Origin of the sequence: Microbacterium sp. Nx66 (assembly GCF_904066215.1) — a bacterium.
GTDB lineage: Bacteria > Actinomycetota > Actinomycetes > Actinomycetales > Microbacteriaceae > Microbacterium > Microbacterium meiriae.
Map to the genome: position 1 here is coordinate 3,194,046 of NZ_LR880474.1, position 25,427 is coordinate 3,219,472.

Annotated in this window: 19 protein-coding genes; 11 read left to right on the forward strand and 8 right to left on the reverse strand. The window is 71.1% G+C overall.

The genetic code is table 11. The features are described 5' to 3' along the window. Positions 1-40 precede the first annotated feature (40 nt). Both MICNX66_RS15455 and MICNX66_RS15460 read left to right on the forward strand, forming a co-directional pair. Positions 41-925 carry an ABC transporter ATP-binding protein gene (locus MICNX66_RS15455; RefSeq protein WP_187664243.1) on the forward strand — a complete coding sequence of 295 codons (885 nt, stop codon included), beginning with the start codon at positions 41-43 and terminating at the stop codon, positions 923-925. Next, positions 922-2,004, forward strand: coding sequence for an ABC transporter permease (locus MICNX66_RS15460; RefSeq protein WP_187662608.1), 1,083 nt, complete (start codon positions 922-924; stop codon positions 2,002-2,004). Before MICNX66_RS15455 ends, MICNX66_RS15460 begins: the two co-directional genes overlap by 4 nt. A gap of 85 nt (positions 2,005-2,089) precedes the next feature. On the opposite strand, the gene MICNX66_RS15465 is transcribed toward MICNX66_RS15460, so the two are convergent. Beyond that, positions 2,090-5,584 (reverse strand): bifunctional proline dehydrogenase/L-glutamate gamma-semialdehyde dehydrogenase, encoded by a 3,495-nt coding sequence (locus tag MICNX66_RS15465; protein WP_187662609.1) that lies wholly within the window; start codon positions 5,582-5,584, stop codon positions 2,090-2,092. A gap of 139 nt (positions 5,585-5,723) precedes the next feature. Here MICNX66_RS15465 and MICNX66_RS15470 point away from each other — a divergent pair, with 139 nt between their 5' ends. After that, a complete protein-coding gene (locus tag MICNX66_RS15470; protein ID WP_187662610.1) occupies positions 5,724-6,632 on the forward strand; it encodes a LysR family transcriptional regulator in 909 nt (302 codons plus the stop codon). A gap of 99 nt (positions 6,633-6,731) precedes the next feature. Next, the gene (locus MICNX66_RS15475) at positions 6,732-7,319 is read left to right on the forward strand and encodes a nitroreductase family protein (RefSeq protein WP_187662611.1); all 588 of its coding nucleotides are present in this window, start codon (positions 6,732-6,734) and stop codon (positions 7,317-7,319) included. 68 nt (positions 7,320-7,387) lie between these two features. On the opposite strand, the gene MICNX66_RS15480 is transcribed toward MICNX66_RS15475, so the two are convergent. Further along, complete coding sequence (locus MICNX66_RS15480) at positions 7,388-9,598, reverse strand: ATP-dependent Clp protease ATP-binding subunit (RefSeq protein WP_187662612.1); 2,211 nt, start codon at positions 9,596-9,598, stop codon at positions 7,388-7,390. A gap of 85 nt (positions 9,599-9,683) precedes the next feature. Then, positions 9,684-10,883, reverse strand: a complete 1,200-nt coding sequence (gene coaBC / locus MICNX66_RS15485) for a bifunctional phosphopantothenoylcysteine decarboxylase/phosphopantothenate--cysteine ligase CoaBC (RefSeq protein ID WP_187662613.1) — start codon at positions 10,881-10,883, stop codon at positions 9,684-9,686. Between the two features lie 93 nt (positions 10,884-10,976). On the opposite strand from coaBC, the gene MICNX66_RS15490 reads away from it, so the two are divergent. Beyond that, a complete protein-coding gene (locus tag MICNX66_RS15490; protein WP_187662614.1) occupies positions 10,977-11,675 on the forward strand; it encodes an NRDE family protein in 699 nt (232 codons plus the stop codon). Positions 11,676-12,493: 818 nt separating this feature from the next. Here MICNX66_RS15490 and MICNX66_RS15495 read toward each other — a convergent pair. Continuing rightward, positions 12,494-13,462: a GlxA family transcriptional regulator gene (locus MICNX66_RS15495; RefSeq protein ID WP_187662615.1), complete on the reverse strand. Its 969-nt coding sequence runs from the start codon at positions 13,460-13,462 to the stop codon at positions 12,494-12,496. 86 nt (positions 13,463-13,548) lie between these two features. Between MICNX66_RS15495 and MICNX66_RS15500 the strand changes: the two genes are divergently transcribed. Beyond that, a complete protein-coding gene (locus MICNX66_RS15500) occupies positions 13,549-13,710 on the forward strand; it encodes a hypothetical protein (protein ID WP_187662616.1) in 162 nt (53 codons plus the stop codon). A 37-nt stretch (positions 13,711-13,747) separates the two neighbouring features. Next, complete coding sequence (locus MICNX66_RS15505; RefSeq protein ID WP_187662617.1) at positions 13,748-14,344, forward strand: hypothetical protein; 597 nt, start codon at positions 13,748-13,750, stop codon at positions 14,342-14,344. A 4-nt stretch (positions 14,345-14,348) separates the two neighbouring features. Here the strand turns inward: MICNX66_RS15505 and MICNX66_RS15510 are convergent, their stop codons facing one another. Then, positions 14,349-15,575, reverse strand: coding sequence for a glycosyltransferase (locus MICNX66_RS15510; protein WP_187664244.1), 1,227 nt, complete (start codon positions 15,573-15,575; stop codon positions 14,349-14,351). A 5-nt stretch (positions 15,576-15,580) separates the two neighbouring features. After that, the gene (locus MICNX66_RS15515) at positions 15,581-16,810 is read right to left on the reverse strand and encodes a glycosyltransferase (RefSeq protein WP_232089256.1); all 1,230 of its coding nucleotides are present in this window, start codon (positions 16,808-16,810) and stop codon (positions 15,581-15,583) included. 121 nt (positions 16,811-16,931) lie between these two features. Here MICNX66_RS15515 and MICNX66_RS15520 point away from each other — a divergent pair, with 121 nt between their 5' ends. Then, complete coding sequence (locus tag MICNX66_RS15520; RefSeq protein ID WP_187662619.1) at positions 16,932-17,519, forward strand: hypothetical protein; 588 nt, start codon at positions 16,932-16,934, stop codon at positions 17,517-17,519. A 12-nt stretch (positions 17,520-17,531) separates the two neighbouring features. Continuing rightward, positions 17,532-18,299: a hypothetical protein gene (locus MICNX66_RS15525; RefSeq protein WP_187662620.1), complete on the forward strand. Its 768-nt coding sequence runs from the start codon at positions 17,532-17,534 to the stop codon at positions 18,297-18,299. A 76-nt stretch (positions 18,300-18,375) separates the two neighbouring features. On the opposite strand, the gene MICNX66_RS15530 is transcribed toward MICNX66_RS15525, so the two are convergent. Then, positions 18,376-21,390 carry an alpha-mannosidase gene (locus MICNX66_RS15530; RefSeq protein ID WP_187662621.1) on the reverse strand — a complete coding sequence of 1,005 codons (3,015 nt, stop codon included), beginning with the start codon at positions 21,388-21,390 and terminating at the stop codon, positions 18,376-18,378. A 134-nt stretch (positions 21,391-21,524) separates the two neighbouring features. Between MICNX66_RS15530 and MICNX66_RS15535 the strand changes: the two genes are divergently transcribed. Then, on the forward strand, positions 21,525-22,550 hold the full coding sequence (locus MICNX66_RS15535; protein ID WP_187662622.1) for a LacI family DNA-binding transcriptional regulator: 1,026 nt from the start codon (positions 21,525-21,527) through the stop codon (positions 22,548-22,550). A 78-nt stretch (positions 22,551-22,628) separates the two neighbouring features. Here MICNX66_RS15535 and MICNX66_RS15540 read toward each other — a convergent pair whose 3' ends face one another. Further along, complete coding sequence (locus MICNX66_RS15540) at positions 22,629-23,933, reverse strand: glycoside hydrolase 5 family protein (protein ID WP_187662623.1); 1,305 nt, start codon at positions 23,931-23,933, stop codon at positions 22,629-22,631. 178 nt (positions 23,934-24,111) lie between these two features. Here MICNX66_RS15540 and MICNX66_RS15545 point away from each other — a divergent pair, with 178 nt between their 5' ends. Next, complete coding sequence (locus tag MICNX66_RS15545; protein WP_187662624.1) at positions 24,112-25,413, forward strand: ABC transporter substrate-binding protein; 1,302 nt, start codon at positions 24,112-24,114, stop codon at positions 25,411-25,413. Positions 25,414-25,427 lie beyond the last annotated feature (14 nt).

Genomic DNA, 25,427 nt, shown 5'->3' on the forward strand with positions numbered 1-25,427 from the left:
GGATCACCTTCGGACGGAGCACCACGACATGACAACCGGACTGCTGGAACTCTCCGGCATCACCAAGAGCTACGGCAGCCGCCGGGTGCTGGACGACGTGTCGTTCACGGTCGCGCCGGGCCGCCTCACCGGCTTCGTCGGCGGCAACGGCGCCGGCAAGACCACGACCATGCGCATCATCCTCGGCCTGCTGTCGTCGGACGGCGGACGGGTCGACCTCGATGGGGCGCCCCTCACCACCAGCGACCGCCGCCGCTTCGGCTACATGCCCGAGGAGCGCGGCCTGTATCCGAAGATGAAGGTCCTGGAGCAGATCGTCTACCTCGCGCGCCTGCACGGATTCAGCAAGCCGGAGGCGACGGAGCGGGCGACCGCGCTGCTCACGGAGCTCGGGCTCGGCGAGCGCCTCGACGACACGATCGAGTCGCTGTCGCTCGGCAACCAGCAGCGCGCGCAGATCGCCGCGTCGCTCGTGCACGACCCCGAGGTGCTGATCCTCGACGAGCCCTTCTCCGGCCTTGACCCCCTCGCGGTTGACGTCGTCGCCGGGGTCCTGCAGGCCAGCGCGGCCCGCGGCGCCTCGATCCTCTTCTCCTCGCACCAGCTCGACGTGGTCGAGCGTCTCTGCGACGACCTCGTCATCCTCGCCGGCGGCACGATCCGGGCCGCCGGATCCCGGGACGGGCTCCGCGCCGAGCACGCCCGCGACCGGTACGAGCTGGTCTCCGCGGGGGACGCCGGGTGGCTGCGCACCGAGCCCGGGGTCACGGTCGTCGACTTCGAGGGCGGCTACGCGCTCTTCGACGCGGACGGCCCCGACACCGCGCAGCGTGTGCTGCAGTCGGCGGTCGCGCGCGGCGACGTCGCGAGCTTCGCACCCAAGCACCCCTCCCTCGCGCAGATCTTCAAGGAGGTCATCCAGTGAACGCCTCGACCCCCGCACGGAACGGGATCTGGCTGGTCGCCGAGCGGGAGATCGGCTCCAAGCTCCGCAGCAAGGCGTTCCTGATCTCGACCGGCATCCTGCTGCTCATCGCCCTCGCCGGCGTGCTGTTCGGCGGCTTCGCGAGCCAGAACAACGACGCCATGCCGGTGGCCGTGACCTCGGAGACCGCGGGCGCCGTGTCCGCCCTGCCCGACGTCGAGGTGACCGAGGTCGCCTCCCGCGCCGAGGCCGAGGAGCTGGTCCGCGAGGGCGACGTCGATGCGGCGGTGCTCGCGGGCGACAACGCCGCGGGCTACACGATCGTCGCCCTGGAGGATGCCCCCGGGTCGCTCGTGTCCGGGCTGTCGCTCTCGCCCGAGGTCGTCATCCTCGAGCCGGTGACCACCAACCCGCTGCTGCGCTACTTCATCGCGATCGCGTTCGGGCTCGTCTTCATGATGGCCGCGGCCACGTTCGGCGGCACCATCGCGCAGAGCGTGGTCGAGGAGAAGCAGACCAGGGTGGTCGAGGTGCTGCTGTCGGCGATCCCCGCGCGCACCCTGCTCGCCGGCAAGGTCATCGGCAACACGGTGCTCGCGATGGGGCAGATCCTCGCCCTCGCGGCCGTCGCCACCATCGGCCTCATCGTGACTGGTCAACGCGAGGTTCTGACCACCCTCGGCGCGCCCATCATCTGGTTCGCGGTGTTCTTCCTCTTCGGGTTCATCCTGCTCGCGGCGATGTTCGCGGCGGCCGCCTCCATGGTCTCCCGCCAGGAGGACATCGGCTCGACGACGACCCCCATCACGATGCTCATCATGGCGCCGTACGTGCTGGTGATCGTGTTCAACGACAACCCGTTGGTGCTGACGATCATGTCGTACGTGCCGTTCTCGGCTCCGGTCGGCATGCCGATGCGTCTCTTCGTCGGTGAGGCGCAGTGGTGGGAGCCGCTGCTGAGCCTCGCGATCCTCCTGGCGAGCTGCGTCGCGGCGATCGTCGTCGGCGCGAAGATCTACGAGAACTCCCTGCTCCGGATGGGCTCGCGGGTGAAGCTCGCCGAGGCTCTGCGCGGCTGACTCCCGAGACCCCGCTTTCGCGTCGAGACCCCCTGCTGCACGCGCGTGCAGCAGGGGGTCTCGACGTGTAGCCGGGGTCTCGGCGTCAGAGGATGCCCTCGGAGAGCGTGGTCGGGTTGCCGAAGCGGTGGTTGGTGATCGACACGGCCTGTTCGTGCAGGAACGGGAGCATCTCCACCCGGCCCGCTCCGGTCACGGCGTGCGACCAGACCGCGACGTCGGGGCTGCCGTCGAGGGCCGTGTGCAGCGCGCCGGCGTCGCCGCCCACGAGCCGCACCCGCTGCCACGACCGGGCCCCCTTCGCGTAGCGCTTGGTCCACGCGGCGTCCGACTCGGTCTTCACGGTCACGCCCTGCGCCTTGAGCGCCTTCTCCACCCGGGACGGCAGCGACGCGGCCGACACGGTGAACGGGCTGCCGCTGCGCAGGGCAGCGGCGAGCACCCGGACCCCCTCGGCGAGCGGCGCGTCCTCGGCGATGCGCACGTCGACGGCCACCGGACGGTACCGGAACACGTTGCGCTCGACGCCGAGTCCGGACTTGTCGCTCACGGCGCCGAACTCGTCGATCCACGCGCGCTCGTCGGCGGCCGCGGCACGATGCAGCCACTCGATGCCCGCGGGGTCGAGCTCGGGTGCGGCGGCCTCCAGCAGCCCCGTCACCGCGGGGGTCACCGCCGCCCCCGGAGCCGCGGCGGGCAGCTCGCCCGCACGCCACTCGCCCAGACCGAAGAGGTAGTTCGGACCGCCGGCCTTGGCCCCGGCACCCACGGCCGAGCGCTTCCAGCCGCCGAAGGGCTGACGCTGCACGATGGCGCCGGTGATCCCTCGGTTCACATACAGGTTGCCGGCCTCGACGCGGTCCAGCCAGGTCGCGACCTCGGCGGAGTCCAGCGAGTGCAGCCCCGCGGTGAGGCCGTAGTCGACGGCGTTCTGCAGCCGGATGGCCTCGTCGAGGTCCTTCGCGTGCATGATGCCGAGCACGGGTCCGAAGAACTCGGTGAGGTGGAAGTACGAGCCCTCGCGCACGCCGGTCTTCACCCCCGGTGTCCACTGCTTCCCCTCGTCATCGAGCTTCCGGGGCTCCACCAGCCAGCGCTCGCCCTTGTCGAGAGTGGTGAGCGCGGTGAGGAGCTTGCCGTTCGCGGGCTCGATGATCGGCCCCATCTGCGTGGCGGGGTCGTCGGGAAGCCCGACGCGCATCGAGGTGACCGCGTCCACGAGCTGCCGCTCGAAGCGCTTCGAGTCCGCCACCGACCCGACGAGGATCGCCAGGGACGCCGCGGAGCACTTCTGACCGGCGTGGCCGAACGCGCTGCGGGCGACGTCGGCGGCGGCGAGGTCGAGGTCGGCCGACGGCGTCACGATGATCGCGTTCTTGCCGCTGGTCTCGGCGAGCAGCGGCAGGTCGGCCCGGAAGGAGCGGAACAGCTGTGCAGTCTCGTAGGCCCCGGTGAGGATGACCCGGTCGACCTGGGGGCTCGCCACCAGACGGGTGCCGAGGTCGCGGGAGGCGAGGTCGACGAGGGCGAGCAGATCGCGCGGGACGCCCGCGGCCCACAGCGCCTCGACCATCACGGCGCCGCACCGCTGGGTGAGCTTCGCGGGCTTGATGATCACGCCGGATCCGGAGGCGAGGCCGGCCAGCACACCGCCGGCAGGGATCGCCACGGGGAAGTTCCACGGCGGCGTGACCACGGTCACCTTCGACGGCACGAACTCGGCGCCGGGGATGGCCTCGAGATCCTTCGCGCGCTCGGCGTAGTAGTGCGCGAAGTCGATCGCCTCGCTGACCTCGGGGTCGGCCTCGGCGATGGTCTTGCCGGCTTCGTGCGCCATGATCTCCAGCAGCTCGCCGCGGCGGGCGGCGAGCTCGTCGCCCGCGCGGTGCAGGACGGCGGCGCGCTCGGCGGCGGGAAGCGCTGCCCATTTCTCGGCGGCGGACGTGGCGGCCGCGAACACGGCGTCCAGCTCGGCGTCGGTCTCGATGCGGGCCGCGGCGATCGCGTCCCGGCCGAGCGTCGAGGAGACCGAGCGCTGCAGGATCTCCCGGCCCCACGCGCGGTTCGCGGCGAGCGCGGGATCGGTGTCGGGCTCGTTCGCGAAGCCGTCCGTCGTGGCGGCGGGGCGCGGAGCCGTGCGGTCCTGCGTGCGGTTCGGGCCCGGCACCGACGGGTCGGCGACGAGCGCGGCGAGCGAGCGCTCGAAGCGCTCCCGCTCGCGGGTGAGCAGGGTCGGGTTCGAGGCCAGCTCGAACACGGCCGACATGAAGTTCTCGGGGCTCGCGTTCTCCTCGAGGCGCCGCACGAGGTAGGCGATGGCGACGTCGAACTCCGCCGGGTTCACGACCGGCGTGTAGAGCAGGAGACGGCCGACGTCCTTGCGGACGGCCTCGGCCTGCCCGGTCGCCATGCCGAGCAGCATCTCGTACTCCACGAGGGCGCCCTTCTGCCCCTGGGTCCCTGAGCCTGTCGAAGGGCCGGTCACACCACGGGCCTTCGCCAGCAACCACGTGTACGCGATGTCGAAGAGGTTGTGACCGGCGACGCCGATACGCACGGCGTCGAGCCGCTCGGGCGTCATCGCCCAGTCGAGCACGCGCTTGTAGTTCGTGTCGGAGTCCTGCTTGGTGCCGTAGGTCGCGAGCGGCCAGCCGTGCACCTTCGCGTCGACCTCCTCCATCGCGAGGTTCGCGCCCTTGACGACGCGCACCTTGATCGGCGCTCCGCCCTTGGCGCGGCGCGCAGCCGCCCACTCCTGGAGCCGCTGCATGGCGCCGAGCGCGTCCGGGAGGTACGCCTGCAGCACGATGCCCGCCTCGAGGTCCTCCAGGCCCGGCTGGTCGAGGATGCTCGTGAAGGCCGCGATCGTCAGGTCGAGGTCGCGGTACTCCTCCATGTCGAGGTTGATGAACTTCTGCGTCCCGGTGCGGGCCCCCTTCGCCTCGGCCTTCGCCGCGAGCCGGTACAGCGGGGTGAGCTTCTCGACGACGTCGGCGACGGCCTCGTCGAACGACCACATGGAGAGCTGGCTGACGACGCTCGAGACCTTGATCGAGACGTAGTCGACGTCCGGGCGGGCGAGGAAGTCGTACGTGCCCTGCAGTCGGCGGCCGGCCTCGCGCTCGCCGAGCACGGCCTCGCCGAGAAGGTTGAGGTTGAGCCGGTTGCCGGTCTTGCGGAGCTTGGCGATGGCCGGGCCGAGCTTGGACGGCGTCGCGTCGAGCACGAGGTGGCCGACCATGGCCCGCAGCACGCGCCGCGAGATCGGGACGACGACGTTCGGGAGCTTCGGCGCCCAGAACCCGCCGGCCTTGATGGCGGCCCGGAGGTAGCCGGGCAGCAGCGTGGGCGTGATGTCCGACAGCTCCGCGAGCTTGCGGCCGGCGACCCGCAGGTCCTCCGGACGCATGACGCCGTCGACGAAGCCGACGGTGAAGTCCAGTCCGTTCGGGTCCTTGAGCACCTCGGAGAGGCGCTGGGCGGCCGGCTCGACCGGGTGGGTCTCGCTCTCGGCGAGCCAGCGCTGCACGAGCGCGGCGACCTCTTCGGTGCGGGGGGTGGTGTCGTCGATGACGGTCATGGGGCGGGGGTACCTTCCTCGGCCTCGCACACCCGGGTGTCGTGTGCGGCTGGATCATTGTCCAGCCGCTCGGTAGGCTCCGTCTATCAACCGATTCGAGTGGATTCTGTTCACTCATCCCGAACGATTGGGAGCCGTCGTGCTGGACGCCCACCGCCTGCGTCTGCTCGTGGAACTGTCGCGCCGCGGCACGCTCTCCGCGGTGGCCGACGCGCTGTCCTACAGCAAGGCCTCCGTGTCCCAGCAGCTCGCCGCATTGGAGCGCGATGTCGGAGTGCCACTGCTGCGTCGGGTCGGTCGCGGGGTGCAGTTCACGCCGCAGGGGAACGTGCTGGTCGCCGAGGCCATCGGCATCCTCGATCAGCTCGAGCACGCCCAGGTCGCCGTCGCCGAGTCGCTCACCGAGGTGACCGGCACCGTGCGCCTCGCGGTGTTCCAGTCCACCGCGCACTCCCTGCTGCCCCGCGCCCTCGCGGCCCTCGGCGAGCGCCACCCCGCCCTGCGCGTCGAGGTGACCGAGCGCGACCCGGAATCCGGCCTGGTGGGCGTCTCCAGCCGCGAGTACGACCTCATCCTCGCGGAGCAGTATCCGGGGCGCACACGCCCCATCCACGCCGACCTCGACCGTGTCGTGCTCGCCCACGACGCCATCGCCCTCGCCCGGCGCCCCGGAGCTGCGGGAGCCGCCGACCCCGTCGCCGCCCTGTGGGCCACCCGCGCGGAGCCGTGGGTGCTCGAGCCTGCCGGCACGGCGTCCCGCGCGTGGGCCGAGCAGCTCTGTCGCACCGCCGGGTTCGAGCCGGACGTGCGTTTCGAGCTCGCCGACCTCACCGCGCACGTCCGGCTCATCCACGCCGGGCTCGCGGTGGGGCTCCTCCCCGAGCTCGTGTGGGCGGGCGACACCCCGACGGTCGACCTCGCCCCGCTCCCGCAGGAACCGCGCCGGGAGATCTTCTCCTCCGCTCGGCGGGTGTCCGCGGACGCCCCCTCGATCCGCGCCGTCCGCGCCGCGCTCGCCGACGCCGCCTCCCGCAACCTCCTGGACTGACGCGAACCGACCTCCGGGAATATGCATGCACATGCATCGGTTCATCCCCCGTGTACGCGGACGACGGTGTCCGATCCCCTCCGTCCGAAAGGCACTTCCGTGAGCACTCCCGTCATCGACCGCACCGCCCCGACCGAGCACCCCGTCCTCGACGTCCTCGCCGGCCGCTGGAGCCCCCGCGCGTACGACGCGCAGCATCCGATCGACGAGGCCAAGCTCGCCACCGCCCTCGAGGCCGCCCGGTGGAGCCCCTCCGCCAACAACATCCAGCCGTGGCGCTTCATCGTCGCCCGCCGCGGCACCGCCCTGCACGCCCAGATCGTCGACGCGCTCATGGGCTTCAACCAGGCCTGGGCCGGCAACGCGGCCGTGCTCGTCGTCGCGATCGCCGAGACCGCGACCGCCGACGGCACGCCGATCAGCCACGCGTTCTACGACCTCGGCCAGGCCGTGGCGCACTTCTCCGTGCAGGCCCACCACGACGGCCTCGTCGTGCACCAGATGAGCGGCTTCGACCCCGAGGTCGTCCGCGAGTTCGCCGACCTGGAGGCGCGCTTCACCCCCGCCACCGTCATCGCCGTCGGCGAGTTCGGCGACATCGAGGCCCTGCCGGAGGTGCTGCAGGAGCGCGAGGTCGCCCCGCGCGTGCGTCGTCCGATCGCGGAGACGGTCGTTCTCAGCGCCTGAGCATCGACACACGAAAGGCCCGGTATGCGTCGCGCATACCGGGCCTTCTCGCTGTGTGCCGATCCTGATCAGTCGTCGAGCAGCTCCGCCTCGATCACGTCGTCGTCCTCGACCTCCGGCTCGGGGGTCGTGGCCGTGAGCACGAGGCCCGTGCCGTCGGCCGCCACGTCCACCCGGACGGTGTCACCGTCGTGCACGCCACCCGAGAGGAGGGCGGTCGCGAGCTTGTTCTGCACCTCGGTCTGGATGAGGCGACGCAGCGGGCGGGCGCCGAACACCGGGTCGTAACCGCGCTCGGCCAGCCACGACCGCGCCCCAGGAGTGACCGCCAGCGTGAGGCGACGGTCGCGCAGCCGGTCGTGCAGCTGGTCGACCGACAGCTCCACGATCTGCGCGAGGTCGTCCTCGGTGAGCGCCTGGAACATCACGATGTCATCGAGACGGTTCAGGAACTCGGGCCGGAACGCCTGGCGCACGAGCGCCATCACCTGCTCCCGCTTCTCCTCCACGGAGAGCACGGGGTCGATGAGGATCGGCGAGCCCAGGTTGGAGGTCAGGATGAGGATCACGTTCGAGAAGTCGACCGTGCGCCCCTGCCCGTCGGTCAGCCGCCCGTCGTCGAGCACCTGCAGCAGCACGTCGAACACCTCGGGGTGCGCCTTCTCGACCTCGTCGAGCAGGATCACGCTGTAGGGACGACGCCGCACGGCCTCGGTGAGCTGACCGCCCTGCTCGTAGCCGACATACCCGGGAGGGGCGCCGACGAGCCGGGAGACCGAGTGCTTCTCGCCGTACTCCGACATGTCGATGCGCACCATGGCGTGCTCGTCGTCGAAGAGGAACTGCGCGAGCGCCTTGGCCAGCTCGGTCTTGCCGACACCGGTCGGTCCGAGGAAGAGGAACGAGCCCGTGGGACGACCGGGATCGCTGATGCCCGCGCGCGAGCGGCGCACGGCGTCGGACACCGCCTTGACGGCATCCTTCTGGCCGATGAGGCGCTTGCCGAGCTCGTTCTCCAGGTGCAGCAGCTTCTCGCTCTCCCCCTGCAGCAGCCGCCCGACCGGGATGCCCGTCCAGGCCGCGATCACGGCCGCGATGTCCTCCTCGGTGACCTGCTCATTCACCATACGCGGCTCGCTCGAGGCGGTGGCCTCGGCCTGCTCCGCCTCCGCGATGTCACGCTCCAGGCGCTTGATCGTCTCGTACTCCAGCTTCGACGCCTTCGTGTAGTCGGCGTTGCGCATGGCGAGGTCGCGCTGGGTGATCGCGTCGTCGAGCTGCTTCTTCAGCTCACCGACGCGGTTGAGACCCTGCCGTTCCCGCGCCCACCGGGCTTCGAGTCCGGCGAGCTCCTTCTCGAGTTCGACGAGGTTCTCGCGCAGGGTGCCGAGGCGCTCCTTGGACGCGGCGTCCTTCTCCCGCTTGAGCGCGAGCTCCTCCAGCTTCAGCCGGTCGACCTGGCGCTTGAGTTGGTCGATCTCGACCGGAGAGGAGTCGATCTCCATCTTCAGTCGCGACATCGACTCGTCGATCAGGTCGATGGCCTTGTCCGGCAGCTGCCGCGCGGGCAGGTAGCGGTTGGACAGCGACGCCGCGGCCACGAGGGCGCTGTCGGAGATGGTCACCCCGTGGTGCGCCTCGTAGCGGCCCTTAAGCCCGCGGAGGATCGCGATCGTGTCCTCGACGGTCGGTTCGCCGACGTACACCTGCTGGAAGCGGCGCTCGAGGGCGGCGTCCTTCTCGATGAACTCGCGGTACTCGTTGAGCGTGGTGGCGCCGATGAGCCGCAGCTCGCCGCGGGCCAGCATCGGCTTGAGCATGTTCGACGCCGCGACCGAGCCCTCGCCGCCGCCCGCACCCATGAGCACGTGCAGCTCGTCGATGAACGTGATGACCTGGCCGTCCGACTCGGTGATCTCCTTGAGGACCTGCTTCAGGCGCTCCTCGAACTGGCCGCGGTACATGGCGCCCGCGACGAGAGCGGAGATGTCGAGCGAGACGAGCTCCTTGTCCTTGAGGGACTCCGCGACGTCGCCCGCGACGATGCGCTGCGCGAGCCCTTCGACCACCGCCGTCTTGCCGACGCCGGGCTCGCCGATCAGCACCGGGTTGTTCTTGGTGCGACGAGTGAGCACCTGGCTGACACGCCGGATCTCACTGTCCCGTCCGATGACGGGGTCGAGCTTGCCCTCGCGGGCGCGGTCGGTCAGGTTGATGCCGAACTGCTCGAGGGCGGACTGCTGTTCCTGGTTCGGGGATCCGGTCTGCGGGGTGGTCATGCGCTCCTCCTGGAGATGCTCCTTCTGAAAGTTGAGTTTGGTTGACTCAAGTTTAGCATTCGGCGGTGCGCGACTCCACCGCCCCTCACCTCTCGCGGGCGACCTCGTCCCAGACGGCCGCCGCCACCTCGCGCTTGCTCCCCGCCGCGGTCCGCGCCACGACCCCGCCGGGCCCGAGTATGTGCACGGCGTTCTCGCCGCGCTCGAACCCCTGCTCCCAGCCGACCTCGTTCACCACCAGCAGGTCGACCCCCTTGCGCTCCTGCTTGCCGCGGGCGCGGGCGAGCATCTCCGCCTCATCCTCGGGCGTCTCCGCCGCGAACGCGACGATGAGCTGTCCCGCGCCTCGCTTCTCGACGAGCGCGGCGACGATGTCCTCGTTCTCGACGAGCTCGATGGTGCCGACCCCGCCGCGGTCCTTGGTGAGCTTGCGCGCGGAGACCTCGACCGGTCGATAGTCGGCCACGGCCGCCGCCATCAGCACGACGTCGGCCGCCGCGGACTCCTCCTTCATCGCCGCGGACAGCTCCGCGGCCGTGCCGACCCGGACGATCCGGACGTGCGGGTGGCGGGCCTCCGCGAGCACGTCCCCGGAGACGTTCGCCGCGACGAGCGCCACCTCCGCGCCGCGCGCCGCCGCCTCCGCCGCGAGCGCGACCCCCTGGCGCCCGCTGCTCCGGTTGCCGAGGAAGCGCACCGGATCGATGGGCTCCCGCGTCCCGCCTGCCGAGACGACGACCCGCACGCCTGCCAGGTCGCCCGGTGTCAGCAGCGCCTGGGCCGCCGCCAGGATCTCCTCCGGCTCGACCATGCGACCGGGTCCGCTGTCACCGCCGGCCAGCTCGCCGTCGGCCGGTCCGACCACGTGCACGCCGCGTTCCCGGAGCGTCGCCATGTTCGCCTGCGTGGCCGCGTTCCGCCACATCTCCGCGTGCATCGCGGGCGCGACGAGCACGGGCGCCTCGGTCGCGAGCAGCGTCGTGCCGAGGAGGTCGTCGGCCAGCCCCGCGGCCATCTTCGCGAGCGAGTTCGCCGTCGCCGGGGCGATCACGATGAGGTCCGCTCCCTGGCCCAGGGCGACGTGCCGCACACGGGCGACGTCCTCATGCACGCTCGTCGTCACCGGGTGCCGACTCAGGGCCTCCCAGGTCGGCAGGCCCACGAAGCGCAGCGCGTCCTCGGTGGGCACCACGGTCACATCATGACCGGCCTTCGTGAGCAGGCGCACGAGGTGCACCGTCTTGTACGCGGCGATGCCGCCCGTGACTCCGACGACGATGTTCACGCCTCGATTCTGCCCCAGGGTCCGGACGCTAGGGTCATCGCGCACGGATTCGTCGCGGGTCCCGCCCGCCTCGACCGACCTAGACTCGGAAGCGTGTGCACGGTGGTGATCGATGTCGAGGCCGCGGGATCCGCGCGGCTGCTGGCCGTCCGCGACGAGGACCCGGCTCGGGAGTGGGACGCCCTGGGCGAGTGGTGGCCCGAGGAGTATCCGGGGGTGATCGGCATCCGTGACCGGCGGGCCGGTGGGGCCTGGCTCGCCGTGAACCCCGTGGAACGACGCCTCGCCGTGCTCCTCAACCGCGCCGACGTGCAGGACCTCTCGGCGGGCGCGGCCGTCTCCCGCGGCACCCTTCCGCTCGCCGCGGTCACCGGCCGCTCCCCGCAGGGCGCGCCGCGGATGCACGGCTTCAATCTGCTCGAGGTCGGGCCGGACGGCGCCCGGGTGCTCTCCTGGGACGGTGCCGAGCTGCGGGACACACCCATCGAGCCCGGGACGCACATGATCGCCCACGACGACCTCGACGACGAGGAGACCCCGCGCATCGCCGCCTGGCTCCCGGAGTTCCGCGCGCTGGGACCCGCCGCGGCGAGCGCCGACTGGGCGACCGAGTGGACCGCGCTCCTCGGAGCCTCCGCCGCCCTGCCCCCGGAAGACGACCGCGCCATCATCCGCGACAACCGCCCGCACGGCTACCCGACGCAGTCCCTCCTCTACGCGGTCGCCACGGTCACGCCCACCGGGGTCGACGTCCGCGACGTCCCCCTCCCCTCCCCCGCCCACTGGCACTGACCCCTCCTCGCTTCCCGATCCCGTCCCACCCTCGCGCCGCGATCCCCGCCCGGGATCAAAAACGCACCTCCACCCTCCGCCCGCGGCCCCTTTCTGATCCCGCCAGCCCCGTCACTTCTCGCGCAGGTTCGAAAACGCACCCGATCTGCCATTCCGCGGAGCCATTCTGATCCCGCGTCGATGCGGCCAGCCCGTCGGCCGCACCGACGAGATCCACTGCGGAGTGCACGACGCCCGCCCCGGGCGGCTCGGGCCGGAGTGGGGCGCAACGGAGCGGGACGGAAAGAGCTCCGGATGCCACCCCCGCGCGCGCAGTCTTGATCCCGCTCGACAGACGCGGAAGCGGAACGGAAACCGCTCCGGACGCGGCTCACTCCAGCGCGTTCTTGATCCCGAACGGCAGCGGAGAACGGACGCGGCTGGTGGCGGGACGGAAACGGCCCCGGGGACGGTCCACGCCCGCGCGTTCTTGATCCCGAACGGCAGCGGAGAACGGACGCGGGACGGACGCGGCTGGTGGCGGGACGGAAAAGGCCCCGGGGACGGTCCACGCCCGCGCGTCCTTGATCCCGGACGGCAGCGGAGAACGGACGCGGGACGGACGCGGCTGGTAGCGGGACGGAAAGGGCCCCGGGCACGGTCCACGCCCGCGCGTTCTTGATCCCGCAGGCACCGGGGACGGACGCGGGGACGGATGTGGGGACGGAAAAGGTCCCGGACACGGTCCGCTAGCGGGCGCTATCGATCCCGCACGTTGGCGGGGCCGGTGCGGGCCCGCGGGACGGGTCCGGCGCGGGCGCAGCGGGAGGGGGAGGCGGTCAGGCGGCAGGGACGGCGGTGGCGCAGGAGAAGCGGGCGCGGTAGGCGGTGGGGGTCACGCCCAGCACGCGGGCGAAGTTCTGCCGCAGGACGGCCGCGGAACCGAAGCCGCAGTCGGTCGCGATGTGCTCGAGCGGAAGGTCGGTGCGCTCGAGGAGACGCTGGGCCTGGATGATCCGCTGCCGCCCGAGCCACGCGGCGGGGGTCGCCCCGTACTCGGCTTTGAAGCGGCGCGCGAAGGTCCGCGGCGACATGAGCGCCCGCGCCGCGAGCTGGTCGACCGTCAACTCGTCACGGAGGTTCTCCACCGCCCAGTCGGCCACCGCGGCGAGCGAGTCCGTGGGTGCGACCGGGATGGGCCGATCGATGAACTGCGCCTGACCCCCGTCGCGCTGCGGCGGCACGACCATCCGACGCGCGATCCGGTTGGTGATCTCCGCCCCGAGCTCCTGTCGCAGCAGGTGCAGGCAGGCGTCGATGCCCGCGGCAGTGCCCGCGCTGGTGATGATGCGGCCGTCCTGGACGAAGAGCACGTCAGGATCGATGTCGATGTCGGGGTACATGTCCGCCATCGTGTGCGCGTACATCCAGTGCGTCGTGGCGCGCCGCCCGTCCAGCACTCCGGCCGCCGCGAGGATGAACGAGCCGCTGCACACGCTCATCACCCAGGCTCCGCGCGCCACCGCTTCGCGGGCGACCTCGACGAGGAGCGGATCGATGTCGCCCCATGTCTCCCGGGGCACCGGGCAGAACACGACGAGGTCGGCCTCCGCGGCGAAGGACAGATCATGCTCCACGTTGATGGAGAAGCCGATCTTGGAGCGCACGACCCCGGGCCGTGGGGCGACGATGCGGAAGTCGAAGTTCGGCACTCCGTCGGACGACCGGTCGAGACCGAACGCCTCGCAGGCGACCCCGAACTCGAACGGCGCGAAGCCGTCCTGCACCACGCACGCGACGGTCTTCATCACATCTCCCGGAATGGCAGTTTTCCTACGAACAGTGCCCGATCCGCCACTCGTGGCAGCATGACACCGAGCGTAGCTTTTCTGCCATGCTACTCCTCATCCTCCTCCTCGCCCTCAGCATCTGGGCGGTCATCGCCACGTTCGTCGAACTGCGGCGCGACGGCTACCGTCGCACCCCCACGGACTGGAGCCGCGTCACCGGACAGGACGCCCTGTCGCAGGCCGACCCCGGCCACGTCTACCGCTGACCTCCCGGCCGTCCGCGAGGAGGGCTACGCTCGGGGCATGAGCGACCCCCAGCAGCCCGCACACCCCTCGCGCGACGGTGCCGGCGACCCGGCCGCAGTCCCGACCCCTCCTCCGCTTCCGGCCGAGCCGCAGTACCCCGGTGCCCAGGCCCCCGCCCCCGGGGCCCCCTACGCGCCGACACCGGGTGGCGGGCACGTGTTCCCCACCGCCGCTGCCCCTCAGGCCTTCCCCACCGCCACCCCTCAGCCGTACCCGACCGCGCCGGGATCCGCCCCCGGATCGGCGCAGGGCGTCCCGCCCTACGGTCCGCCGGTGCCGCGCACTCCCGGCGACTCCCTCGGGCGCGCCGCCTTCATCGTCGCGCTGGTGACGCTGGCGATCGACGTGTTCCTCATCCTCGCGCGGCCGTTCGTCTACATGTCGGACCGGACCTACAGCATGATCGGACTGATCGAGGGGGGATCGGGCATCCTCACCTTCATCGGCTACGGGGCGGCGCTCGTGCTCGGCCTCATCGCGGCACGGCGGCCGGGACCGCGGCTGCTCGCGGGGATCGCCATCGGTGTCTCCGGCGCCGGCCTGCTGACGGTCGTGCTGAGCTGGCTCTCGTCGAACTTCTACGGCTTCCTGTGAGCGCTCAGGCTCGGGTGAGCACGCGCTCGTAGACCTCGATCATGGCGGCCGTCCGCGAGGACTGGCGGAAGGCCTCCGCGACGGCCGGTACCGGCTGCGGCGCGGTCCCGTGCGCGATGTCCGCGGCTGCCTGCCGCAGCGTCGCGGCGAGGGCCTCGATCCGTTGCGCCTCGAGGGCGCGTCCGCGGGCGTGCGGCTCCGCCGTCGGCACAGCCCAGAGCCCGCCCTGCAGCTCAGCGGCGATGTCGGGGTCGCACACGACGGAGGGCGTGCCGAGGGTGGCCGCCTCGAACGGCGTCATCCCCTGGGTCTCGAATCCGATGGACGTCTGCACGAGCGCATCGGCGGCGGCGATCCGCTCCAGGGTCTGCGCATAGGAGAGGCGACCGGCGAACCGCACGCCCGCACGCCCCGCGACGATCCGTTCGGCCGCCCCCCGCTCTCCGCCGCCGCCGATCACCTCGAGGTCGGCGTCGATGTCCGCGTCCACCCAGGCGCGGAGGAACGGGAGCAGGCGCTTCTCCGGACTCATCCGCCCGAGCCAGACGAACCGAGGACGCCCCGGCATCCGCTCGACGGGAGCCGCCGCGAGCGTCTGCGCGCGGACGTCGTCGTCGATGCCGTTCCACACCACGTCGACGGTGCGGGCGACGCCGTTCCGCTCCAGTCGCCGCGCGAAATGCCCGGAAGGCGCCGTCACGGCGGCGGCGTCCGCCGCGAGCCCGCGGAGGTACGACCACCCGTCGCTGCCGCCGACCGGCACACCGATGCCTCGGAGGGCGGTGCGGCGCCAGAGGTTGAGCACAGCGAGCACGGGCCGGTGCAGCGGCGTGACCGCGGCGAGCCCCACGTCGACCCGGTTGTGCATCGTGTGCACGACCGGGATTCCATGGCGGGCGGCGAACCGGTGACCGATGAAGGCGCCCCAGAAGTCGGCCTGCACGTGCACGAGGTCGACCGGAGGCCGATGCGCCATCGCCCGGTCAAGGGCCCGATCGGTCGCCCGACCCGGCCAGGTCATCGCGTACTCCCGGTCCAGGGTGATCGGCAGCGACGGGAGGTCGACGTTCCCGGGGGACGGTGCAGCGTCGTCACGCCGTGCGTGCATACGGGGCGCGACGACCGTCACGGTATGGCCGGCGCGCTCCAGGAACGTCCGCTGCAGCCGCATCGACACCTGCGCCCCGCCGAGGGAGTCGAGGTGCTGATCGGCGAAGAAGACGACGTGCATCCGCGTCACTCGGGCAGCGGCTCGTCGCGGTACAGCGCCTCGAAGGTGTCGAGCGTGCGGTTGATGTCGTGGATGGCCACGCCGTCGAGGGACGCCTTCTGCATCCGCTCGTACTCGCCGGGGGAGGCGGTCAGGACAGCGGTGAGCTTCGCGGCGAGCTCGTCGACGTCTCCCGGCGTGAAGAGGTGGCCGTTCTCGCCGTCGTGTACGAGGTGGGGCAGGGCGACGGCGTCGGCGGCGACGATCGGCAGCGCCGATGCCATGGCCTCCATCGTCGCGATGGACTGCAGCTCGGCGATCGACGCGATGACGAAGAGGCTCGCGCGGGACAGCAGCGCCCGCAGCTCCTCGTCGGTGGTCCGGCCGTGGAAGGTCACTCGATCGGACAGGCCGAGCTGTGCCGTCAGGCTCTCGAGCTGCTTGCGCTGGTCTCCGCCGCCGACGATGTCGAACGTCGTGTTCAGCGCCGGGTCGAGCTTCGTCATCGCCTTGAGGATGACCTCGACCTGCTTCTCCGCCGTCAGCCGGCCCACGAACACGAGCCGGTTCTCCTCGCGCGGGGCGATGACCGGGGTGTACTGGGAGCGGTCGATGCCGCAGCTCACCGGGATGACGCCGCGCACCTCGACCGTCTTCTCCAGGAAGTCGGCGGCCCGACGCGTGGGCGTGGTGATCGCCCGCGTCAGGTCGAAGGTGCGCTTCGCGTCGGCCCAGGCGAACTTGAGCACCATGTCGTCGACGAACTTCGGCATGGTCGTGTGGTCGAGGATGTTCTCGGCCATGACGTGGTTCGTCGCGATGACCGGGATGCCGCGCTGCTTCGCGATGCGGGCGAGTCCACGCCCGATCACGATGTGGGACTGGATGTGCACGACGTCGGGCTGTACGGCATCGAGCACCTTCCGTGCGTAGTGCTTGGAGCGCCACGGCCACACGAAGCGCAGCCAGTCGTGCGGCGCCCAGCGCACGGAGGGCAGGCGGTGGAGCGTCATCGGCTCCCCCTCGATCACCTCGGTGCGGGGCGCGGTGCGGCGGTACGCCTGGTTGGGGGCGACGACGTGCACCTCGTGCCCGCGCTGCACGAGCCCGGCGGCGAGACGCTCGGCGAAGCGGGCGGCACCGTTGATGTCGGGAGCGAACGTGTCACAGCCGAGGAGGATCTTCAGCGGACGGGGCTGTGCGGCGGTGGCGTCGCGCGACGCATCGATCGGATCGTCGGAGGAGGTCACAGAGATGCCTAACGGGGTGGCGGCCAAGGAGAAGCCCTGGTCGGGCGGTGGCAACTCTACCCGAGGGCCCTGTCCGCGACGCCGAGCCATACCGGCATCCTTCAGCCTCGGCCGATACCGTGAAGCCATGCGACTGCACGCCGACGCCGACCCCCAGCTGTGGATCCCCGTGACGGACTCGCTCGGGTGGAAGGGGCGCCGGCATCGCAAGGCCGCGATCCGGATGCTGCTCGGCCAGGTGAACGCCGCGGTCGGCGCGACGGAGCGCCCCGGCTCGCGGTTCGGAGCCTGGGCGATGAGCCAGGCCGCGCCGATGCTCATGAAGAAGGCCGACGGCCGGGTCCTCGCGTGGACCTGGAAGGCGGAGCCGGACCTCGTCGTGGCGATGGCGACGGTGCAGGCGCTCACGCCCGACATCCGGATCGCCCGCGCGTCGATGCCGATGGAGTACGACGACACGACCTCCTTCCCGACCCGGCTCGGCGTGGGCGAGAAGCTCGTGGTCCCGACGCCGCCCTCCCCCTCGGCCCCGCCCTTCGCGACCTACACCTGGGACACCGGCACGCACCTGGTGACCCTGACGGCCGTCTGCAGCGACCGCGAACGCTTCGGGACCCTCATCGGCGCGCTCGACGAGCTGGCCCGCAGCCTCCGCATCGCCGACGACCTCACCGGCGGCGAGTCGCCCGAGGTCCTCCGCCTCCCGCCCGCCTGACAGCGGATACCGATGAACACTGTCGCGCGGTCCCCGCGCATCGTCGACGGCTCACGATCGGTCCACCCGAACGGCCGCTTCCCGTCTGCGGCGCTCGGGCTCGTCGGCATCCTTCCTCTGCTGCCCCTGCTGCTGGCGATCATGGATACCCGTCCAGGCTTCCGCCTCATCCTGATCGCACTCGCTCTCTACGCCGGGATGCTCGCGGTGGCACTCTGGTTCTGGGTGCGGTCCTTGCGCGAACGCCTGATCCGAATCGAGGCAAGCGGCCCGCTGCGATTCACGCCGTCCACGGGCGTCCGCATCTCCTCATGGCTCGTTCCCCTGACGGGTTTGCTTCCCGCAGCGGCGGCCTTCCTCGTTCAGGCCCTGGACCTTCCGACGATGGGCGGTCGGCTTCTCGAATGGGGCCCGTACGTGCTCGCCGTCGTCTCGCTCGTCGGCCTCGGCCGGGAAGTCCTCGCGCAGGGCCAGCCGCTGGGTCTCGTACTCGACGAGAGGGGCCTGCACGGAGTCCGCAGATCTGCCCGGGTCGATGCCTCCTGGGAGGAGATCGGCACCACCACGCCTGTCGGCCCACACGGGCCGAAGCTGGCGATCTCGATCGCCGGACGCGCCCCCGTGATCCTCGATGCGCATCACCTAGGGTCTGACCCGGCAGCCGTGGCCTCCGTCGTCTCCTTCTTCCGCGACGCCCCCGATCAGCGGCCTGCGCTGGTCGACGGCGTCGCTGCGATGCGCACCGTCGAGGACGCGCACCGATCCCGCCCGGCGGGATGAGAAACGCGCCTCCCGAAGGGCGGGGAGGCGCGTTTCTGATCCGGCACGGAGCGCCGGGCGCGAGGAGGCCGGAGGCTCAGCGGGCGATGCGGAGGGTGCGGACCTCGAAGGGGCGGAGATGGAGCCCGCCCCCGAGACGGGGGGCCTCGATCTCGTCCTCGATCAGGCTCACCTCGCGCACCTCGCGGTGGTCGAAGCCGACCGACAGCTCGCCGACCGCACGACGCCCGAGCGCCTCGTACACCCGCACGATGACGTCGCCGGAGCCGTCGTCGGCGAGCTTCACGGCCGAGACGACGATCCCCTCACCCGACACCTCCACCAGCGGCTCGACCTCGCGCGTGCCGCGGATCACCGTGGGCACGCTGTTGAGGCGGATGCCCTCGACCGTGGCGATCGCGGCGTCGGCGCCGATCACGAAGCCGACCTCGATCTCGTGGAGCCCGTGATCCGTGTCCGGGTCGGGGAACCGCGGCGCCCGCAGCAGGGAGAGTCGCACGGTCGTGGTGACCCCGTCCTCGCCCACCTCGCGCGTCGTGTCGTACCCGTAGATCGAGTCGTTCACGAGGGCCGCGCCGAAGTCCTGCTCGCGCACCAGCACGAAGCGGTGCATCGACGTCTCGAACTTCGCCGCCTCCCAGCTCGTGTTCGTGTGGGTGACGCGCGCCTGGTAGCCGAACTGCGTCTCGGCTTCGGTGTGCGACGCCTGGATGTCGAGCGGGAAGGCGAGCTTGAGCAGCTTCTCGGTCTCGTGCCAGTCGACCTCGTTGCGGAGGTGCACGGTCCTCGAGCCCGCGGCGAGTGTGATCGTCTGCGTGATCGTCGACTCCGAGAACGGACGCACGACGACGATCTGCGCGACACCGTTCACGAGCGATGCCTCGATCGACGAGACCGCGGTGAGGTCGTCGACGCTGTTGCGGTAGTACCGGTCGATGTCCCACGCGTCCCACATGTTCGGGAAGTCCTGGTGCAGCTGGAACAGGTTGGCGGCCGTGCCTGGCGCGACCGTCTCCCGCCCTGTGGCCTTGTCGACGGCCGAGACGATCACGCCCTCGCCCGAGACGAGCACGGACACGAGCTCGTTCTCCAGGCGCCATCCCGGGTGGACCGCTGAGCCTGCCGAAGCGTCCTCGACGAGCGAGACCGCCCCTTCGACGGGCTCAGGGACCCACGAGGCGCCGAGCGCGCGCCCCCGACCGACCGAGGTCGGCTCGAACCGCAGCTCGCGGTCGCCCTCGCCGGCGAGCGACCGGCGCGCGGCGTCGGCGATGTCGCGCGCATCCGACAGCACGTCCGACAGCACGGCGACGGCCTCGCGGTGCACCCACGCGATCGACGTGCCGGGCAGGATGTCGTGGAACTCGTGCAGCAGCACGGCCTGCCAGAGCCGGTCGAGCTCGGCCTGCGGGTACGCGGCGCCGGTGCGCACGGCGTCGGTCGCGGCCCACAGCTCGGCCTCCACCAGCGCGTGCTCTGCCCAGCGGTGCAGAGCCTTCGTGGCGTGCTGGCTCGTGAGCGTGCCGCGGTGCAGTTCGAGGTAGAGCTCGCCGACCCACACGGCGGGGTTCGGCAGCTCGACCTTGGCGGCGTCGAAGAACACGTCGGGGTGCTCCCACACGACCTGCGCGCTGCCCTCGAGGTCGCGCAGCCGCTCGGCCTTGCCCGTCATCTCGCGCGTCGTGCCGCCGCCGCCATCACCCCAGCCGACAGGGGCGATCGACCGCGAGCTGAGGCGGTTCTCCTTGAACTGACGAGAGGCCTTCGCGACCTCCATGCCGCTGAGCTGCGAGTTGTAGGTGTCCATCGACGGGAAGTGCGTGAACACCTGCGAGCCGTCGATGCCCTCCCAGAGGAAGGAGTGGTGCGGGAACACGTTCTGCTGATTCCAGGAGATCTTCTGCGTGAAGAACCACTCGAACCCGGCACGGCGCATGAGCTGCGGGAGGGCCGGCGAATAGCCGAAGCTGTCCGGCAGCCACACGCCCTTCGACCGGATGCCGAACTCGCGCTCGAAGAACCGCTGCCCGTGCGAGAACTGCCGCACGAGCGACTCGCCCGTCGGCATGACGGTGTCGGACTCGACCCACATGCCGCCGAGGGGCAGGAAACGTCCGGCGGCGACGGCGGCCTTGACCCGCTCCCACACCTCTGGGCGGTGCTCCTTGATCCAGGCGTACTGCTGCGCACTGGACATGCCGTACTGGAAGTCGGGCTGCTCCTCGATGAGCGTGGTCATGGACGAGGTCGTGCGGGCGACCTTGCGGATCGTCTCGCGCACCGGCCACAGCCAGGCGGAGTCGATATGCGCGTGGCCGACGGCCGAGATCCGGTGCGCACTCGCTTCGGCCGGAGCGGCGAGGACGTCGGCGAGCCGGGCCCGCGCGTCACCGGCGGTCTCCACGATGTGCTGCAGGTCGAGCACGTCGAGCGCGTCGTCCAGCGCCTGCAGTATGCGCATGCGGCGCGGCGACGTGGCGGGGAGCTCGGCCTGCAGCTCGAACAGCACCTCGAGGTCGAGGGACAGATCGAACACCTCGGGCTCGAACACTGCGAGGTCGAGGCGCCGCAGCCGGTACAGCGGCTCCTTCGAGGAGGTGAGGATGTCGCCCTCCTGCGTCGGCAGGAAGGGGTGGTAGTCGAGGAGGACGGGGTTGGACGCGCCCTCCAGGTAGAGCTCGACGGCCTCGTCACCCGCGGCGCTCTCGGCGATCGGGACCCACTGGTTGCGCGGGTTGATGCTCTTGATCGGCGTGCCGTCGGGGCGGTAGGCGAGGGCCTCGCACTGGAACCCCGTCATGTTCACGTCGAAGCCCAGGTCGATGAGCGCCTCGACCCGGCGGCCGGCCCATTCCGCGGGCACCCGACCGGTGAGCTTGAACCAGGTGGTGCCCCAGGCCGGACCCCACAGCTCGCCGACCGCGGCCGGGGCGAACGGGAGCGCCAGGCCCTCCGCGGGGGCTATCGGCTCGCCGGGGAGCTGGTGCGCCTCGACCACGAGGGGAACCGCGGCCGAGTGGATCGCCGGGCGGATGCGCTCTTCGAGGACCCGCTTGACGCGGCCGACGGTGAGCGAGGTGTCGTCATGCATGTGGGGGTTCTCCGGGCTCGACGGTGAGGGAAGGGGTTCGATGCTCGCCGTTTACTAAAACGATCTAGCACGGGAGTCTACGGTACCGTTCCCGTGCTTACGAGAGGCTAAACCGATCAAGTAGGGTGATGCCTATGGCCCCGGGGAAACGCGTGACGATCGCGGACATCGCGCGCATGGCCGGTGTCTCCCCCGGCGCCGTCTCGTTCGCCCTCAACGGTCGTCCCGGTGTGAGCGAGGAGACGCGGCAGCGCATCCTCTCCATCATCGAAGAGCACCACTGGCAGCCGAGCTCCGCTGCCCGCGCCCTCGTCGGCGCCCGGGCCAACGCGGTCGGGTTCGCCCTCGCCCGCCCGGCACGCTCCCTCGGCTCCGAGGCCTTCTTCACCGACCTCATCGCCGGCATCGAGTCCCGGCTCTCCGAGAGCAAGGTCGGGCTGCAGCTCCGCCTCGTCGCCGACATCGACGAGGAGATGGAGGTGCATCGGCAGTGGCGGTCGTCGAATCAGGTCGACGGGATCATCCTCATCGACCCGCGCGACGACGACCCCCGCGGCGAGCGCATCATGGCCCTGGACGCCCGCGCTGTGATGATCGGCTCGAAGCCGTCCCCGGACGGCGCGGTGCCCAGCGTCTGGATCGGCGACGACGCCGTCGCGGAGACGCTCTTCTCCTACCTCGCCGCCCTGGGCCACACCCGTATCGCCTACGTCGCGGGCCCGGCGGAGCTGGAGCACACCCGCCTGCGCGCCGAGGTGCTCGAGCGGATGGCGGCGGACGGCGTCTCCGGCGAGGTCATCACGACCGACTTCTCCCCCGCCCGCGCCTCCGCGGTCACCCGCGCGCAGCTCTCCGGCCGGCAGCGCCCGACCGCGATCGTCTACGACAACGATGTGATGGCCGTCGCCGGCCTCCGGGTGGCGCAGGAGATGGGCCGGGCGGTTCCGCGCGACGTCTCACTCGCGTCGTTCGACGACTCCGTCATCGCGGGCCTCATCAACCCGTCGATCACCGCCATGACCCGCGACACGTTCGAGCTCGGCGAGCAGGCGGCCACGCTCCTGCTGCAGCAGATCGAGGCCGGCACCACGCTGCCGAGCGTCCAGGGCCCGACCCCCGTGCTCACCGCCCGCGAGAGCACCGCGCCACCGCCCCGCTGAGGCCCCGCCTCCCCGCCCATACCCCGGGCTACCGCCGCGCGTACCCCGGGGTCTCGACGACAACCCGCGGTCTCGGCGTCAGACGACGGTGTTGACGGAGGCGTAGCGGGTGACGTCGGACGCGGACGGGGCGGGGTGGATGAGACGGCGGATGCCGCGCGACTCCAGCGCCGCGGGGTCCTGCGCGGTGCGGGAGGTCACCAGGGCGGGGTCTTCGCCCGCGGCGCAGGTGTCGACCCAGGCCTGGAAGACCGCACCGCCCGGGCTCAGGGCCGCCCGGCTCACCGGCACCTCCTGCTCGTCGACGTCCACCACGATCGCCGTCGGGCGGGCCGGCGCCGCGGTGCGGGTGCGCAGCTCGGGGATGAGTTCCGCGAACCGGCGGCCGAGGGGCTTCGCCGCGCCTTCCTGATCGATGAGCCCCAGGGAGTACTCGAGCTCCGGGAAGTCGGCGAGCTCCCGACTCACGTCGTGCGAGCACCACCACGTCACGCCCCAGAGGTTCTCGGTGCGGAGGGCCGAACGCACGGTGGCCTCGAGGAAGCCGGGCATCTCGCTCTCGTCGAGGCAGTTCGAGGGGGCGCCGACCTCCTGTAGCCAGATCGGACGGGCGGGATCGGTCGCGAACGCGCGGGAGAGCTCGATGAGGTACTCCGCGTGGCGGTCGGCGGCGATCGAGCGACCTCCGTAGCGCTGCGCCGTGCCGTTGAAGATCCAGGAGTGGACCGTCGTCATCGCGCCGAGGCGGGAGGCATGCGCCGGCGTGAACCCGTGATCGTCCATGTACCAGACCGCGTCGTATTCGCTGTGCACGTGCGGCAGCCCGGGGGCACCCCGTTCCGCCGCGGCGAGCAGCGCCTCGATCCAGCCGCCGGCCTCGTCGGTCGTGACGGGCCACGGCGAGGGGTGGGTGTGCGCGGAGAACTGGTTCGTCTCGTTCCCGAGAGTGAGGCCGAGGAAGTTCGGTGCGTCCCGCAGGGCGCCCGCGAGCTGCTCCACGAGCTGCACCTGACCGTCGAGGGCCGTCGGATCGGTGAACATGTTCCGGTCGTGCCAGGTGTACAGCCACGAAGGGACGAAGTCGAAGCTCGACAGGTGCCCCTGGATGACGTCGACGCTCACGTCCATCCCGAACTCGGCGGCGATGTCGACCATGGTGCGCACGTCGTCGATCGCCTTCGAGCGGATGAGGGTGCGGTTGGGCTGCAGGACGGTCCAGAGCGGGAACACCCGCACATGGTCGAGGCCGAGCGCGGCGAGGGCCGCGAAGTCGCGACGCACGTCGTCCGGCGTGAAGTCGAGCCAGGAGTGCATCCAGTCCTTCGACGGCGTGTAGTTCGCCCCGAAACGGAGAGGAGCGTCGAGAGCGCCGCGCTGCGTCATGTGTGCACCTTTCGGACAGTGCCCTCCCACGAGGACATGTCGCACCACTATAACGCTTGAGCAACAGCGTCGATAGCGCCCACCTTGACACCGACCGGATCCGATGGTTTCATCTGCTAAAGCGCTGTAGTCCCTTCGTCGGACCACGCCGAATCGCCCGCCTCGAGGAAGAAGCACGATGAAAGTTCCCGCACGCATTGTCGCTCTGGCAACCTTCACGATCGGCGCCCTGGCGCTCGTGAGCTGCACCGGAGGCGGTGCCGCCTCGGACGGCGCCGGCCCCATCGACACCTCCGGCGAGCTCAGCGGAACCATCCAGTTCCAGACCTGGTCGCTGAAGAACGAGAAGTTCACCCCCTACTTCGAAGACCTCATCGCGGCCTTCGAGGAGGAGCATCCGGACGTGACCGTCGAGTGGCTCGACCAGCCCGGCGACGGCTACCAGGAGAAGATCCTGAGCCAGGCGAACGCCGACACCCTCCCCGACGTGCTGAACCTGCCGCCGGACATCGCCTACCCGCTCGTCGCCGCCGGGAAGCTCGTCGACCTGGACACCGCGGATCCCGACCTGAAGTCGACGTACAACGCCGGCGCCTGGGACGCCTACAGCCAGTACCCCGGCGTCGAGGGCACGTACGGCCTGCCGTGGTACCTCTCCAGCGACGCGTCCTGGTGGAACCTCGCCCAGCTCGCCCCGTACGGCGTCACCGAGGAGAACCTGCCGACGACGGTCGACGAGCTGCTCACGCTCGCGAAGGACGTCGCCACGGAGTCCGGCGGCAAGGTCCAGCTCCTCTCCTCGATCCCTGCGCTGGATACCTTCACCGCCGCCGGCATGGAGGTCATCAACGACGAGGGCGAGTTCGACTTCAACACCGACGAGGCGGCCGCGATCATCGAGCAGTACGCGGACGCCTACGCCGCGGGCGCGATGCCCGCGGAGGCACTCACCGGCGACTACGGCGGGAACGCGGAGGCCTACATCCAGGAGAAGGTCGCCTTCACCACCGGCGGCACCGGGTTCACGACCGATCTGCAGAAGGACGCCCCGGCGCTCCTGGAGAACACCGTCGCCACCCCGCGCCTCGGCGTCGCCCCGCTCTACGTGCAGGGCCTCAACGTCTCCGCCGACTCCGACAACAAGGAAGCGGCTCTCGCGTTCGCCGAGTTCGCCACGAACGAGGAGAACCAGGTCGCATTCTCCTCCCTCGCGGTCGGCACCGCCCCCGGCACGGCCGACGGCGGCGACCAGGTCGTCGAGAACATCGCCTCCTCGGTCACCGACGAGAAGCAGCTCGCGGCGATCGACACCGTGTTCGGCGCGATGAAGGACGCCAAGGCCCTGCCGTTCCAGTGGACCTCGGACATGGCCACCTACATGACCCAGCAGATCGCCCTGGCCGTGAACGGCGAGGCCGACGCCAAGACGCAGCTCGACAAGATCGTCGAGTACGCCAACGCGAACCGCGTGGACCAGTGACCATGCGCGCGGAC

Excerpts from the sequence above, each read along its gene's own strand:
- MICNX66_RS15465 (WP_187662609.1), bottom strand. The coding sequence starts at position 5,584 with ATGACCGTCATCGACGACACCACCCCCCGCACCGAAGAGGTCGCCGCG.
- MICNX66_RS15480 (WP_187662612.1), bottom strand. The coding sequence starts at position 9,598 with ATGACCACCCCGCAGACCGGATCCCCGAACCAGGAACAGCAGTCCGCC.
- MICNX66_RS15495 (WP_187662615.1), bottom strand. The coding sequence starts at position 13,462 with ATGAAGACCGTCGCGTGCGTGGTGCAGGACGGCTTCGCGCCGTTCGAG.
- MICNX66_RS15500 (WP_187662616.1), top strand. The coding sequence starts at position 13,549 with ATGCTACTCCTCATCCTCCTCCTCGCCCTCAGCATCTGGGCGGTCATC.
- MICNX66_RS15505 (WP_187662617.1), top strand. The coding sequence starts at position 13,748 with ATGAGCGACCCCCAGCAGCCCGCACACCCCTCGCGCGACGGTGCCGGC.
- MICNX66_RS15510 (WP_187664244.1), bottom strand. The coding sequence starts at position 15,575 with ATGCACGTCGTCTTCTTCGCCGATCAGCACCTCGACTCCCTCGGCGGG.
- MICNX66_RS15520 (WP_187662619.1), top strand. The coding sequence starts at position 16,932 with ATGCGACTGCACGCCGACGCCGACCCCCAGCTGTGGATCCCCGTGACG.
- MICNX66_RS15525 (WP_187662620.1), top strand. The coding sequence starts at position 17,532 with ATGAACACTGTCGCGCGGTCCCCGCGCATCGTCGACGGCTCACGATCG.
- MICNX66_RS15530 (WP_187662621.1), bottom strand. The coding sequence starts at position 21,390 with ATGCATGACGACACCTCGCTCACCGTCGGCCGCGTCAAGCGGGTCCTC.
- MICNX66_RS15535 (WP_187662622.1), top strand. The coding sequence starts at position 21,525 with ATGGCCCCGGGGAAACGCGTGACGATCGCGGACATCGCGCGCATGGCC.
- MICNX66_RS15540 (WP_187662623.1), bottom strand. The coding sequence starts at position 23,933 with ATGACGCAGCGCGGCGCTCTCGACGCTCCTCTCCGTTTCGGGGCGAAC.
- MICNX66_RS15545 (WP_187662624.1), top strand. The coding sequence starts at position 24,112 with ATGAAAGTTCCCGCACGCATTGTCGCTCTGGCAACCTTCACGATCGGC.